The 14,248-nt window shown below is 72.1% G+C and carries 10 protein-coding genes and 1 pseudogene; 2 read left to right on the top strand and 9 right to left on the bottom strand.

Going from position 1 to position 14,248, the window contains the following annotated elements:
• Positions 1–208 precede the first annotated feature (208 nt).
• From AF335_RS26045 to AF335_RS26005, 9 genes and pseudogenes are all read right to left on the bottom strand, one after another.
• A complete protein-coding gene (locus AF335_RS26045; RefSeq protein ID WP_228773106.1) occupies positions 209–1,870 on the bottom strand; it encodes an APC family permease in 1,662 nt (553 codons plus the stop codon).
• Between the two features lie 314 nt (positions 1,871–2,184).
• On the bottom strand, positions 2,185–2,937 hold the full coding sequence (locus tag AF335_RS26040) for a GntR family transcriptional regulator (protein WP_102920926.1): 753 nt from the start codon (positions 2,935–2,937) through the stop codon (positions 2,185–2,187).
• A 325-nt stretch (positions 2,938–3,262) separates the two neighbouring features.
• Entirely contained in the window at positions 3,263–3,661 is a 399-nt protein-coding gene (locus AF335_RS26035; RefSeq protein ID WP_102920830.1) for a hypothetical protein, read from the bottom strand.
• A complete protein-coding gene (locus AF335_RS35215; RefSeq protein ID WP_102920829.1) occupies positions 3,550–4,638 on the bottom strand; it encodes a hypothetical protein in 1,089 nt (362 codons plus the stop codon). The genes AF335_RS26035 and AF335_RS35215 overlap by 112 nt, the downstream gene beginning before the upstream one ends.
• 412 nt (positions 4,639–5,050) lie before the next feature.
• Positions 5,051–5,296, bottom strand: a pseudogene (locus AF335_RS35955) (TPM domain-containing protein); the annotation flags it as partial.
• 293 nt (positions 5,297–5,589) lie between these two features.
• Positions 5,590–6,357: a succinate dehydrogenase/fumarate reductase iron-sulfur subunit gene (locus AF335_RS26020; RefSeq protein ID WP_102920828.1), complete on the bottom strand. Its 768-nt coding sequence runs from the start codon at positions 6,355–6,357 to the stop codon at positions 5,590–5,592.
• Positions 6,354–8,315, bottom strand: coding sequence for a fumarate reductase/succinate dehydrogenase flavoprotein subunit (locus AF335_RS26015; RefSeq protein WP_102920827.1), 1,962 nt, complete (start codon positions 8,313–8,315; stop codon positions 6,354–6,356). Before AF335_RS26015 ends, AF335_RS26020 begins: the two co-directional genes overlap by 4 nt.
• A 12-nt stretch (positions 8,316–8,327) precedes the next feature.
• Positions 8,328–9,182 carry a hypothetical protein gene (locus tag AF335_RS26010; protein WP_102920826.1) on the bottom strand — a complete coding sequence of 285 codons (855 nt, stop codon included), beginning with the start codon at positions 9,180–9,182 and terminating at the stop codon, positions 8,328–8,330.
• A 60-nt stretch (positions 9,183–9,242) separates the two neighbouring features.
• Positions 9,243–9,527: a hypothetical protein gene (locus AF335_RS26005; protein ID WP_102920825.1), complete on the bottom strand. Its 285-nt coding sequence runs from the start codon at positions 9,525–9,527 to the stop codon at positions 9,243–9,245.
• Positions 9,528–9,833: 306 nt separating this feature from the next.
• Here AF335_RS26005 and AF335_RS26000 point away from each other — a divergent pair, with 306 nt between their 5' ends.
• Complete coding sequence (locus tag AF335_RS26000; protein ID WP_102920824.1) at positions 9,834–11,645, top strand: ABC transporter family substrate-binding protein; 1,812 nt, start codon at positions 9,834–9,836, stop codon at positions 11,643–11,645.
• 359 nt (positions 11,646–12,004) lie between these two features.
• Positions 12,005–13,909, top strand: coding sequence for a translational GTPase TypA (gene typA / locus AF335_RS25995; RefSeq protein ID WP_102920823.1), 1,905 nt, complete (start codon positions 12,005–12,007; stop codon positions 13,907–13,909).
• Positions 13,910–14,248 lie beyond the last annotated feature (339 nt).

Genomic DNA, 14,248 nt, shown 5'->3' with positions numbered 1-14,248 from the left:
ACCGGCGCACACCTTTCGGCGTCTCCCCGAGAAACCGCAGTCCGCATATGCCCGAGCGTACGCCCGACCTTTACGCAGCGGATACGGTTTTTCACGAAGAGGTACGCATTCGGCCATCAGGGTGGTCCTGGGACGCACGAAGGGGCGGTCCGGGGCCCGTTACGGACCCTGGACCGCCCCTTCGTGCTAGAGGGAGCCGGTCAGGCTGTCACGACTTCGTCAGCGAGGGCTCGGAGGACTCGTCCGCCCCGCCCTCGGCCTCGGCCTCGGCGAGCTCGGTCATCTCCTTCTCGACCTGGACGAGCGTCGGGTTGCGCCAGGCGCTCTTCACGCCCCAGAAGTAGAAGGCGACGGCGATCAGGGCGACGACCACGATGTCCCAGCCGGGGGCCAGGTAGCCCTTGCCGCCGAACTCCTCGCCGCCGGCCCAGGACACGAAGGCCATGACGAGCAGGTAGGTGACCATCCAGGCGCCGGCCTTGAGGTGCGGCTTCAGCTCGGCCCACGGCTTGCGCAGCTCGTACCAGGCCCAGATCGGCAGGCCGATGGCCATGATGAAGATGACCTTGCCGGTCAGCGGCCAGCGGGCCCAGTACATGACCAGCGAGCCGAAGATCATCGCGATGGGCGCGATCACCGGCATGGCCTTGAGCTTCACCGGGCGCTTCATGCCGGGGGCGATACGACGCAGGGACATCACGGCGACGGGGCCGGTGATGTACGAGATGACGGTGGCGACACCGACGATCTCGGCGATCGAGCCCCAGCCGCGGAAGACGGCCAGGAAGATGAAGGAGATCCCCAGGTTGAGCAGCAGGGCCGGCTTCGGCACACCGGTCTTGGGGTCGACCTTGCCGAAGATCTTCGGCAGGTGACCGTTCTCCTGGACGCCGTGGATCATGCGCGAGGTGGTGGCCGCGTAGATCATGCCGGTGCCCGACGGGGAGACGAAGGCGTCCGCGTAGAGCAGCAGCGCGAGCCAGTTCAGGCCCCAGGCGATGGAGAGGTCGGCGAGCGGGGACTTGTAGCCCAGCGCGTTCCAGCCACCGCTCGCGGTCAGATCCTGGGCCGGGACGGCCATCAGGAAGGCGACCTGCAGGGCGATGTAGATCACCAGGGCGATCAGGATGGAGCCGATGACCGCCTTCGGCAGCGACTTGCCGGGGTTACGGGCCTCGGCGGCCATGTTCAGCGGCGACTGGAAGCCGTTGAAGGCCCAGACGATGCCCGCGACCGCGACCGCGCTGAAGACCGCGCTCCAGCCGTTCGGCGCGAAGCCGCCGTGGTCGGTGATGTTGCTGGTGTCGAAGTGGGCGAACATCAGCGCGCCCGCCGTCAGCACCGGCACCACGACCTTGAACACGGTGATCGCGTTGTTCGTCTTGGCGAACAGGGTGATCGCGAACCAGTTCAGGAAGAAGTAGAAGACCACCAGCACGCTGGCGAGGGCGAGACCGGAACCGGTCAGCTCCTTGCCGTTGTACAGGTGCTCGGCCCAGGAGAAGTCCCACGAGCTCATGTACTGGATCGACGCGGTCGCCTCACCGGGGATCACGGAGACGATCGCGATCCAGTTGGCCCAGGCGGCCATGTAGCCCGCCAGCGAGCCGTGCGAGAACTGGCCGTACCGCACCATGCCGCCGGCCTTGGGGAACATCGAGCCGAGCTCGGTGTAGGTGAGGGCGATGGTCAGCGCCACGACGGCGCCGATGACCCAGGCGAGGATGGCGGCAGGGCCGGCCAGCGCGGCGGCGCGCTCGGCACCGAAAAGCCAGCCGGAGCCGATGATCGACCCGAGACCGACGGCGGTCAGAGCCGTCGTTCCGAGCGTCCGGCGGTAGTTGGAGTTAGAACCCTGTTCGGTACTCAAGCCCCGGATCTCCTTTTCTTTCTTCTCCCTCACGGCAGGACACAAACCGCGCCATCGTATGAGTGATTTGGACGCCCACATTCCGCGAAAAGGCTCTGACCTGGCCGTATGTGAGGTTTGCAACACAAAGACCCGCCCTGCCTTATCGGGGCAGAGCGGGACATAGCGCGCAGTTCCTACCCGCTGGTACGAAGCGGCGGGTAGTGCGTCATGGCCGGTTCACGACGGCGTCACACCGGCTTCACCGGAAGGTGGTAGCCGGTCCCCCCCTCGGAGGGCGGTGGAGGGGTCGCCGCACCGGAGGGCGGCGGGCGTCACTTCACCGGAAGGTGGTACGCGATGCGGTACCGCTCGGCGAGCACGACGATGTCCGCCGTCTCCACCGGGCAGCCGCCGGCGAAATACGTCCGGGAGACCACCACCACGTAGTGACCGGGGACGCCGCCGAGGGGCAGGACCTCCTCGGCGAGGCCGGGGCGGGCGCTGACCTCCTCCGCGACGTTGTCCACGATCAGATCGATGGCGGCCATCCGCTCGACGACGCCGCGCCCGGCCAGCGGGCCCTCCTCGGGGAGCATCACGGGCGTCCGTCCCGTGACGGCCAGGGGCTCCCAGGACGTCGAGAGCATCACCGGCTCGCCGCCGGCCCGGAAGAGATAGTCCGTCCGCATGGCGCGGTCGCCCGTGGCGATCCGCAGCCGGCGGGCCAGGGCGGTGTCGACCGCCACCTGCTGGCTGCGGGACTCCCAGGTGCCCTTCACCCGGCTGTCGGCCTGCTCCTGGCGGAAGGGGGTGGACTCCCCGGCCGTGCGATAGCCCGTGCGGGCCAGGGCGCGGGGGACGGGCTGCTCCCGCACATAGGTGCCGGAGCCGGACCGCCCCTCGACCAGCCCCTCGGCCATCAGGACCTTGCGGGCCTCCAGGGCGACGGTGTCGGAGACGCCGTACTGCTCGCGGATGCGGGCCTGGGAGGGGAGCCGGGTGTGCGGCGGCAGCTCGCCTGCGACGATCTTCTGTCGAAGATCACCGGCGACTCGAAGGTATGCGGGCTGGTCACCGAAGGCCACGTCCACTCCCAAGGGGTTGACAGTCCGCAACAGCTTGGCAACCCAGGGTTGCGCTGCGCAACGTCTGGCCAGAGTTTCACTAGATGTAGTGAATTGCAGTTCAGGGACGTGTGATCGGGATGCTGGACGCACATGCGGGCGGCGACTCCCTGTGACACTTCTGCAATTATGCGCGCGCGGTGCACGGCGCGATACACCGCGTCACCACTCTGAGTGACTGATCCACCGTGCGCGGACGGCGCGCGGAGCCCGTACGGGCGCCCGTACCGGGAGTGTCGCGGAGCCGCCCTCGCCGGCCGTCCCGCGTACGGGGGCGGGCGGCTCGTCAGCCCTCCGCACCGTCCGCCAGCCGCCCCCGCGTCGCCCCGCCCCCGAAGGTCGCCGGCAGCAGGCCCGCGATGATGACCCCGCCCAGCAGCGCGCCGCCCAGGGCGCGGGCGGGCCGGGACGCCTCGGGGTCGTACGGGGCGGGCCGCCCCGCGCCGCCTCCGGTCAGATAGTCGGTGACGTCGTGCTCGGCCAGCGCGCGGGCCTGGCGGGCCAGGGAGTCGGCGTGGCCGGTCGCCGACAGGATCTCCCGGCCCTCGTCGGCCGGCAGACCGCGGGCCCGGGTCAGATGCCGCTCCGCCTCGGCGAGCCGGGTGCGGGCGCGGCAGCCGACGGCGCCCCGGTGGGTGCTGACGAAGTCCCGCGCCGCCGCCACCTCGCCACGGGCGGCCAGCACCGCCCGCTCCACCCGGCGCCGGGCCCGCCGCTCGTCCGCCCGGCCGCCGCCGGCGTCCGCGCCGCCTCCGCGTCGAGCGAGGCCGCCGCCTCCTCGACCCGCCGCAGCACCGCCCGGGGGTCGTACCGGCCGCCCGCCATGTCGCGCCGCACCCCGGTCAGCACCCGCTCGGCGGTGGCCGCGCGCCGGGCGCCCTCCGCGGAGGCCGGTCCGCTCCGGGCGGCCGCCAGCCCCGCCTCGGCGTCCAGCACGGCGGCCCGCAGCCGGGCCGCCGTACCCGTCAGCTCGTGGGCCCGCCGCAGGGCCGCCGTGGTGAGCGTCCGGGCCTGGGACAGGGCGGCCTCGGCGGCGCGCAGGGAGACCGCGGCGCCGTCGGCGTCACCGGCGGTGAGGGCCCGGCGGGCCTCGGCCAGCCCCGCCGTGGCGAAGGCCAGCCGGTCCCGGGCCTCCGCGGGGTGCCGGGCGAAGGCGCTGAGCGCCGTGCCCGCACAGCAGCCCGTGAGGGCGGCGAGCGCCGCCTCGGCCGTGTCGATCCGGGGCGCCAGCGCCCGGGCCGCGGCCTCGGCGTGCGCGAGGATGCCGGCCGCGTTGGCCCGTAGCCCGCGCAGCCGGTCGAACGCCTCGGACTCGGCGTCCAGCCGGCGGTTGGCGCTGGTGCAGTGGGAGCAGATCTCGTCCAGCGCGCGGCGGCGCAGCTCCTCGTCCTCGTAGGGCGTGTCGTCCAGCCGCTGCCGCAGCCGGAAGGCGTCGGCGAGCTCGCCCTTGGCGTAGCCGACGGCCTCGGCGAAGGGCCGGGTCGCCGCGCCGCCCAGCTGGGCGGCGGCGAAGAGCAGCTCCTCGGCGCTGGTGCGCACGGCGTCGTCCGTCTCGACGAGCGAGCGGGCGGCCTCGGCGTCCAGGGCGGGCAGCGGCGTCAGCGGCTGGACCATCCGGGTGAGGCCGGGCTCGGTGGACGTGGCGACGACGGCCCGGTCCACCGGGTCCGCCCCGCCCGCCCGGTCCGTACGGCTCGCCCGTGCCGCCCGTGCCGCCCGTGCCGCCGTGCCGCCCGGTTCGCCCGCGCCGCCCTGCGGGCCCGCCGGGCCGGCGGCCCCTGCGGCGGCTCAGGCCGCACGCATCGCCGCGGCCAACCCCGCCGCCTACAACGCCGCGACCATCCCGCCGCTGCGCCGCCCGCCGGGAGCACAGGCACAGGAGCGTCAGGCAGACCACGGCGGCGACGGCCACGGGCAGCCACACCTGGCGGTGGCGCGGCACCAGGCCGCCGCCCGGGTCGCTGTCGCCGGGCGAGATCGCGGGCGGGCGGACCGGCTCGCCCCGGAGCACGGAGCCGTAGCCGTCGGCGGCGCCGATGGCCGCCCCGGCCCAGTCGTGCTGGGCCACGGCGGGCGCGATCGCGGTGGCCGCGACGGCGTCGAGCTGCGCGCGGCGGAAGCCGGAGTCCCCGGCGGCCGAGACGGCGTACTGCTGCCGGTGCGTGGCGACGGCGAGCAGCACGTCGCGCGGCCCGAGGCCGTTGCGGTCGGCCGTGGCGTCCGCCCAGTCGTGCCCGGAGCGGCCGGAGAAGTCCCGTACATAGGTGACGTACAGCTGGACGTGGTGCGTGCTGTGCAGCCTGTCGAGCGCGGAGGTCACCTGGGCGCGGCGGAGGCCGAGCGCGCCCACGGTGTCGGTGATCCGGCCCCCGGTGTCCAGGTCGAGCGGGGTGTCGGCGCGGGCGGGCGGGCCCGGCAGCAGCAACGCGCACAGCGTGAGGAGGGCGAGGAGGGCCCGGACCCTGGGCCCGCCCGGCGCCGGCGGAACGCACCGCCTCGAAAGCCGCGTCACATTTGTGAGCGTATGGCGGTAGTGTCCGACCCGCTACCGGGAGCTCGGGGCCATTGACCGTGTGTGTTCGCGCCTGCGTGCGCCCCTTCTCGCGCCCCCTGTCACGCTCCGCGCCGACGGATCTTGTTGCCCAGCCAGACCAATGGGTCGTACTTACGGTCGACCGCGCGCTCCTTGAGCGGGATCAGGGCGTTATCGGTGATTTTGATGTGTTCGGGGCAGACCTCCGTGCAGCACTTGGTGATGTTGCAGTAGCCCAGGCCGTGCTCCTCCTGCGCGGCCCGCTTGCGGTCCAGGCCGGTCTCGGCCGCCGCGTCCAGCGGGTGCATGTCCAGCTCGGCGACGCGCATCAGGAAGCGGGGCCCGGCGAAGGCGGCCTTGTTCTCCTCGTGGTCACGCACCACATGGCAGGTGTCCTGGCACAGGAAGCACTCGATGCACTTGCGGAACTCCTGGGAGCGGCCGACGTCCTCCTGCTTCATCCGGTACTCCCCGGGCGCCAGGCCCGGCGGCGGGACGAAGGCCGGGACCTCGCGCGCCTTGGCGTAGTTGAACGACACGTCCGTCACCAGGTCCCGGACGACCGGGAAGGCGCGCATCGGGGTGACGGTCACGGTCTCGCCGGAGGGGAGGGACGACATCCGGGTCATGCACATCAGCCGCGGCCTGCCGTTGATCTCCGCGCTGCACGAGCCGCACTTGCCCGCCTTGCAGTTCCAGCGCACGGCCAGGTCGGTGGCCTCGGTGGCCTGGAGCCGGTGGATGACGTCCAGGACGACCTCGCCGTCGTGGACGGCGACGGTGTAGTCGGCGAGCTCCCCGCCGGCCGCGTCCCCCCGCCATACCCGGAAGTGGGCGTCGTAGCTCACGGTGCGGTCAGCTCCTCGTCGGTCAGGTACTTCATCAGCTCGTCCTTCTCGAAGAGCGCCAGCAGGTCGCCCCGGATGGGGGGCATCGCACGCCGCTCCACCTCGATCAGCCCCAGCAGCGGATCGGCCTCCTCGCTCTCCGCCGGCAGCCGGCAGACGAGGTTGACCTGCCGCCACCGCCGGTCCATCGCCGGGTGGTCGTCGCGGGTGTGCCCGCCCCGGCTCTCGGTGCGCTCCAGGGCCGCGCGCGCCACGCACTCGCTGACCAGCAGCATGTTGCGCAGGTCGATGGCCAGGTGCCAGCCCGGGTTGAACTGCCGGTGCCCCTCCACGCCGGCCCGCCGCGACCGGCCGCGCAGCAGCGCCAGCCGGCGCAGCGCCTCCGCCATCTCGGGGCCCTTGCGGATGATGCCCACCAGGTCGTTCATGGACTGCTGGAGCTCCTGGTGCAGGGTGTACGGGTTCTCGGCCGGGCCCGGGGTCCCGCCGGCCCCGCCGCCCTCCGCGCTGAACGGGCGCAGCGCCTCGGCCTCCGCCGCCTCCACGTCGGCGTCGGCCACGGCGGGCCGGCCCGGGCCGGTGAGGCCGGCCGCGTACCGCGCGGCGTGCAGCCCGGCGCGGCGGCCGAAGACCAGCAGGTCGGAGAGGGAGTTGCCGCCCAGCCGGTTGGAGCCGTGCATCCCGCCCGCGACCTCGCCGGCCGCGAAGAGACCGGGCACCCCGGTCGCGGCCGCCGTGTCCGGGTCGACGTCCACGCCGCCCATCACGTAGTGGCAGGTGGGGCCCACCTCCATCGGCTCCGCCGTGATGTCCACGTCCGCCAGCTCCTTGAACTGGTGGTGCATGGACGGCAGCCTGCGGCGGATCTCCTCGGCCGGCAGCCGGCTGGAGATGTCCAGGAAGACCCCGCCGTGCGGACTGCCGCGGCCCGCCTTGACCTCGGAGTTGATGGCGCGGGCCACCTCGTCGCGGGGGAGCAGCTCGGGCGGCCGGCGGTTGTTGTCGGGGTCCTTGTACCAGCGGTCGCCCTCGGCCTCGGACTCCGCGTACTTCTCCTTGAAGACGTCCGGGACGTAGCCGAACATAAACCGCTCGCCGTCGCTGTTCCGCAGCACCCCGCCGTCGCCCCGGACGGACTCGGTGACGAGGATGCCCTTGACGGACGGCGGCCAGACCATGCCCGTCGGGTGGAACTGCACGAACTCCATGTTGATCAGCGAGGCCCCGGCGAGCAGCGCCAGGGCGTGGCCGTCGCCGGTGTACTCCCAGGAGTTCGAGGTCACCTTGAAGGACTTGCCGATGCCCCCGGTGGCCAGCACCACGGCCGGGGCCTCGAGCACGAAGAAGCGGCCGGACTCCCGTTCGTAGCCGAAGACGCCCGCGATCCGGTCGCCCGCGGCGGAGCCACCGCCGTCACTGGCCTTCAGCAGGCGGGTGACGGTGCACTCCTGGAAGACCTTCAGCCGGGTCTCGTGGTCGCCGTACTCCCGGTGGTCCTCCTGCTGGAGGGCGACGATCTTCTGCTGGAGGGTGCGGATCAGCTCCAGGCCCGTACGGTCGCCGACGTGCGCCAGCCGCGGGTACTCGTGCCCGCCGAAGTTGCGCTGCGAGATCCTGCCGTCCTCGGTGCGGTCGAAGACCGCGCCCCAGGTCTCCAGCTCCCAGACCCGGTCGGGGGCCTCCCTGGCGTGCAGCTCGGCCATCCGCCAGTGGTTGAGGAATTTGCCCCCGCGCATGGTGTCCCGGAAGTGCACCTGCCAGTTGTCGCCCTCGTTGACATTGCCCATGCTGGCGGCGATGCCGCCCTCGGCCATGACCGTGTGCGCCTTGCCGAAGAGCGACTTGCAGATGACGGCGCAGCGCAGGCCCTGCTCCCGGGCCTCGATGGCGGCCCGCAGCCCCGCGCCGCCGGCGCCGACCACGACCACGTCCCAGTCCTGTCGTGCCGTACGCGACATCAGTAGCCCCTCCTAGAAAAAGCGCGGATCGTCGAAGGCGCCACTGGCGACCAGATAGACGTAGAAGTCGGCGGCCGCCACGCTGATCAGGGAGGCCCAGGCGAGCAGCATGTGCCGGGCGTTGAGCGCGCTGACCCAGCCCCACATGCGATAGCGCACCGGATGCTTGGAGAAGGTGCGGATCCGGCCGCCGACGATATGCCGGCAGGAGTGGCAGGAGAGGGTGTACGCCCAGATCAGCGCGATGTTCGCGAGGAGGACGAGGGTGCCGAGACCCATGTGGCCCCACTCGCCCCGCTCGTCGCGGAAGCCCAGGGCCGTGTCATAGGTGAGGATGCCCGCGACGACCACCGCGAAGTAGAAGAAGTAGCGGTGGACGTTCTGCAGGATCAGCGGGAAGCGGGTCTCCCCGGTGTACTTCGCGTGCGGTTCGGCGACGGCGCAGGCCGGGGGCGAGGCCCAGAAGCCGCGGTAGTACGCCTTGCGGTAGTAGTAGCAGGTCAGCCGGAAGCCCAGCGGGAAGATCAGGATCAGCAGGGCGGGCGACAGGCCCCACCAGGCCCCGAAGACCTCCCAGTCCGCGCCGCCCTTCATGGGGACGCAGTTCTCGGCGAGGCAGGGGGAGTAGAAGGGCGAGACGTACGGCGCGGCGTAGTAGGCGTCGTTCGCGAAGGCCCGCCAGGTGGAGTAGACGACGAACGCGAACAGCCCGGCGGCGGTGACCGCGGGCGCCAGCCACCAGCGGTCCGGGCGCAGGTGACGGGCGCCGATCGCGGCGCGCGAGGGGTGGTGGACGCCGCCGCGCGCGGGGGAGGCTCCGCCGGCGGCGGGGGCGGTGCCTGCTTGGGGGTCGGTACCAGTGGCCAAAGGGGACTCCGGTGAGGAGCGGGAATGGTCGGTGCCTGGCTGCCGCGGTGCCCGGTGCCGTCAGGGAGCGCGTCGGTCGCGCGCCCCCAGGCCCTCCTCGTCGGCGTCCTTCCAGAGGGAGGCGTCGTACGGGGCGTCGGGGATCGGCACGGTCTCGGGGCGTGGGCGCTCCGCGGGGTGGACGTCCCGCAGGAGAGTGATGCTCTCGCGCAGGTGTGCGGCGTCGGTGCGGACGCGGCGCAGCTCCAGGTCGCGGTTGCCCAGATGGCTCTCCAGGCGGGTCAGCGCCCGGCCCAGATCGTCCAGGCAGCGCTGAACTGCCGTCACTTCGTCGTTCAGGGACATGTCTTGCCCTCACTTCCGCGGTCGGCGGTTGCGGGTGGCGACGTTCATGCGACAGAGAGTGTCGCGCGTCACACCCCTCCAGCGGAAGATAGCGGTCACGATCGCGGCTTCGCGGGAGCGTATTCGCCGCGCCCCCGGGGGCAGCCGCACGTTCGGCCACGTGGGTGGCGTGGCCCCGAGGGGCGCCGTGTCGCCGGGCGTTCGAGCGGACTGTCACATTCAGTGGTGAGCAGTAGATGCGATCAACGGCGCATTGCGCCGGATGCGCGCGATCCGGCAGCCGTCCCCGTCCGGCGGAGGTATCCCATGGCCCCCCTCTCGATCCGCACCCGGCTCCGTCGCCGCTCCGCCGCCCTGCTGGCCGCCGGGATCCTGCTGCCGCTGCCGGTGCTGGCCGCCTGCGGCCTCACCGAGGACGACGGGGACGCGGGCGTGATCACCCCGCGGGACGTCAACGCCCTGCCCCGCGACAAGGTCGCCGACAAGGGCACCCTGCGCTGGGCCGTGGACGCCCTGCCGGCCACCCTCAACACCTTCCAGTCGGACGCCGACGCCGCCACCCGGCGGGTCGCCGCGGCCACCCTGCCCGCCCTCTTCACCCTGGACGACCACGGCCGCCCGCGCCGCGACCCCGACTACCTGGCCTCCGCCGAGGTCGTCCAGCGCGCCCCCCGGCAGGTCGTGGTCTACCGGCTCAACCCCCGGGCCGCCTGGAACGACGGCAAGCCCCTCTCGGTCGCCGACTTCCAGGCCCAGTGGCAGGCGCTGCGCGGCCGGGACAGCGGATACTGGACGGCCCGCAACGCCGGCTACGACCGGATCGACCGGGTGGAGCGGGGCGCGGACGACCACGAGGTCAAGGTCACCTTCGCCCGGCCCTGCGCGGACTGGGCCGCCCTCTTCACCCCGCTCTACCCGAAGTCCGTCATGGGCGACGCCAACGCCTTCAACGACAGCGCGCGCAACGAGCTCAAGGTCTCCGCCGGCCCCTTCCGGGTCGGGCCGCGCGACAACGGCCAGGGCACCCTCGCGCTGCTCCGCGACCCTAAGTGGTGGGGCGACCGGGCCAAGCTCGACCAGCTGGTGCTGCGGGCCGTGCCCCGGGGCGAGCGGGCCGCCGCGCTGGCCGCCGGACGCCTCGACCTCGCCGAGGTGAGCGCCGCCGAGGCGGGCCGGATCACGGCCGCGAACACCCCCCGGGGGAAGAAGGGGGAGAAGCGCGCCGCGCCGCCCGCCGGGCCGCTGCGCGGACTGGCCGTCCGCCGGTCCCTGGAACCGACCTACACCCAGCTCGCCCTCAACGGTTCCTCGGGCGCCCTCGCCGATGAGCGGGTGCGCCACGCGGTGGCCCGCGCCCTTGACCGCAAGGTCATTGCCGAATCGGTTCTGCGCCCGCTGGGCCTGCCCGCCGTACCGCAGGGCAGCCACCTCTTCATGGCCGGCCAGCAGGGCTACGAGGACCACAGCGACGCGATCGGCGGCACCGACCCCAAGACGGCGGGGCAGCTCCTGGCGGACGCGGGCTGGCGGGAGCACGGACCGGCGCGCGGCACGGACGGCAAGCGGGCGCCCGTCGCGCCGCCGGTGCGGATGAAGGACGGCAAGAGGCTCAGCCTCCGCTTCGTCCTGCCGGAGGGCTCCGGTGCCGAGGTGCTGCGCGCCGTCGGCGACCGCATCGCCCGCCAGCTCGACGCCGTCGGCATCCACACGGAGATCACCAAGGTCGCCGACGCGGGCTACTTCAAGGACCATGTCGCCGCCGGCACCTATGACCTCGCCCTCTACGCCTGGCCCGCCACCGCCTACCCCTCGACGGATGCCCGCCCCGTCTTCGCCAAGCCGCAGCCCGCCGCGGACGGCTCGCTGCTGGTCGAGCAGAACTACACCCGGGTGGGGACGGACCAGATCGACCAGCTCTTCGAACAGGCGTCGACGGAGCTGGACACCGAGGTCTCCCGCGACCTGGTCGGCCGCGCGGACGCCCGGATCTGGGCGGCGGCCGGTTCGATCCCGCTCTACCAGCGCCCGGAACTGGTCGCGGCGCGGGCGACCGTGGTCAACGCGGGCGCCTTCGGCCTGGCGACCCCGCGCTATCAGGACGTGGGGTTCCGGTACTGAGGGCGGTCCGGAGCGGACGCGGCCCCGCCGGGACCCCGGTCCTCCCGCCGTTCCCGCCTCCGCGGGGCGGCGGACCGGCGCCGGACCGGGGGCGGCCCCGCCGGGCGGGAGGCAGGCCCCGGGCGGGAGACGGATCCAGGCACGGCGGGGGCCTGCTCCGGAGTCGGTAATTCCGGACTGAGGGGAACCCTCATTTACGGAAGAAATCGCAGGTCAGAGGCTGCGCCAGCAGCCTGGGGCGGCCGAAGTCGGCGAGGCCCCGTACCATGGAGTGGATAGGCCGTGGCGTGTCCTGCCCGGCAGGCGCGCGTACCGGACCGTACGCGTCGCCACCCACGATTCCGGGAGAAGCGCCGCAAGTGCCCACGCGCCACGACATTCGAAACGTCGCCATCGTCGCCCACGTCGACCACGGCAAGACGACCATCGTCGACGCCATGCTCAAGCAGGCCGGCGCCTTCGCCGCGCACCAGCTCGAGTCCGTCGACGACCGCGTCATGGACTCGAACGACCTGGAGCGTGAGAAGGGCATCACGATCCTCGCCAAGAACACGGCGGTGAAGTATCACCCCAAGGACGGCGGGGACCCGATCACGATCAACATCATCGACACCCCCGGCCACGCCGACTTCGGTGGCGAGGTCGAGCGCGGTCTGTCGATGGTGGACGCGGTCGTGCTGCTCGTCGACGCCTCCGAGGGCCCGCTGCCGCAGACCCGCTTCGTGCTCCGCAAGGCGCTCCAGCAGCGGAAGCCGGTCATCCTGTGCATCAACAAGACGGACCGCCCGGACTCCCGCATCGACGAGGTCGTCAACGAGACGTACGACCTCTTCCTGGACCTGGACGCGGACGAGGACCAGATCGAGTTCCCGATCGTCTACGCCTGCGGCCGTGACGGCATCGCCTCGCTGACCAAGCCGGAGGACGGCACCGTCCCTGCGGACAGCACCAACCTGGAGCCGTTCTTCTCCACCATCCTGGAGCACGTCCCGGCCCCGACGTTCGAGGACGACGCGCCGCTCCAGGCCCACGTCACCAACCTCGACGCCGACAACTTCCTCGGCCGCATCGCGCTGCTCCGCGTCGAGCAGGGCGAGCTGCGCAAGGGCCAGACGGTCGCGTGGATCAAGCGTGACGGCACCGTCTCCAACGTCCGCATCACCGAGCTGATGATGACCGAGGCCCTCACCCGCAAGCCCGCCGAGGTGGCCGGCCCGGGTGACATCTGCGCCGTCGCCGGTATCCCCGACATCATGATCGGTGAGACCCTGGCCGACCCGGAGAACCCGGTCGCGCTGCCGCTGATCACGGTCGACGAGCCGGCGATCTCCATGACCATCGGCACCAACACCTCGCCGCTGGTCGGCCGGGGCGGCACGGGCAAGGGCGCGGACGCCAAGTCCGCCGTCAAGGACCGCAAGGTCACCGCCCGCCAGGTCAAGGACCGTCTGGACCGCGAGCTGGTCGGTAACGTCTCGCTGCGCGTCCTGGACACCGAGCGCCCCGACGCCTGGGAGGTGCAGGGCCGCGGTGAGCTGGCGCTGGCCATCCTGGTCGAGCAGATGCGCCGCGAGGGCTTCGAGATGACCATCGGCAAGCCGCAGGTCGTCACCAAGCAGGTCGACGGCAAGACGCACGAGCCGGTCGAGCGCCTCACGGTGGACGTGCCCGAGGAGCACATGGGCGCGGTCACGCAGCTCATGGGCACCCGCAAGGGCCGGATGGACAACATGTCCAACCACGGCTCCGGCTGGGTCCGCATGGAGTTCGTCGTCCCGTCCCGCGGCCTGATCGGCTTCCGTACGGAGTTCCTGACGAACACCCGCGGCACCGGTATCGCCCACTCCATCCACGAGGGCCACGAGCCGTGGTTCGGCGAGCTGAAGACCCGTAACAACGGCTCCCTGGTCGCCGACCGCGCCGGTGCCGTCACCGCCTTCGCGATGACGAACCTCCAGGAGCGCGGCGTGCTCTTCACCGACCCGGGCACCGAGGTGTACGAGGGCATGATCGTCGGCGAGAACTCGCGCGCCGACGACATGGACGTCAACATCACCAAGGAGAAGAAGCTCACCAACATGCGCTCCTCCTCCGCCGACTCCTTCGAGGCGATCGTCCCGCCGCGCAAGCTGTCGCTGGAGCAGTCCCTGGAGTTCTGCCGCGACGACGAGTGCGTCGAGGTGACCCCGGAGGCCGTCCGCATCCGCAAGGTCGTCCTGGACCAGAAGGAGCGCGGCCGCACGGCTTCCCGCGCCAAGCGCTAAGCCGCGAGCGCACTCCTGGGGGAGTGCGCTCCGTATAGCCGAAGAGGCCCGGAATCCCCGCTTCCGTAGCGGTGGGCTCCGGGCCTCTGGCATGCTCTGCGATGCGGCCGTGTTTCGGTCCCGTCAACGGATTATCCGTCAGTTTTCGTCGCCCTCTGTCCGTATACCGGACAGAGGGCGTCTGTTGTTGTGTTAACAGTCCGTTTCGCGGGTGTCTGTCTGCACTCCCTTTGTCCGGATTTCGGACAGGTATCGGCGGTCGATGTGACCAAAGCGAGACCCTTTAAGTGTGGTTTACAAGGCGGACGTACTTAATAGTTGGGTTCACTGAGCTCGGGT

The organism is Streptomyces eurocidicus, from assembly GCF_002891295.1.
Classification (GTDB): Bacteria; Actinomycetota; Actinomycetes; order Streptomycetales; family Streptomycetaceae; genus Streptomyces; species Streptomyces eurocidicus.
The sequence above is the reverse complement of the archived record's forward strand: the minus strand, read 5'-3'. Positions and strand labels throughout refer to the sequence as shown.

What these genes read in the sequence shown, in the direction of transcription:
- AF335_RS26015 (WP_102920827.1), bottom strand. Translation starts at nt 8,315, where the DNA reads ATGTCGCGTACGGCACGACAGGACTGGGACGTGGTCGTGGTCGGCGCC.
- AF335_RS26005 (WP_102920825.1), bottom strand. Translation starts at nt 9,527, where the DNA reads ATGTCCCTGAACGACGAAGTGACGGCAGTTCAGCGCTGCCTGGACGAT.
- AF335_RS26000 (WP_102920824.1), top strand. Translation starts at nt 9,834, where the DNA reads ATGGCCCCCCTCTCGATCCGCACCCGGCTCCGTCGCCGCTCCGCCGCC.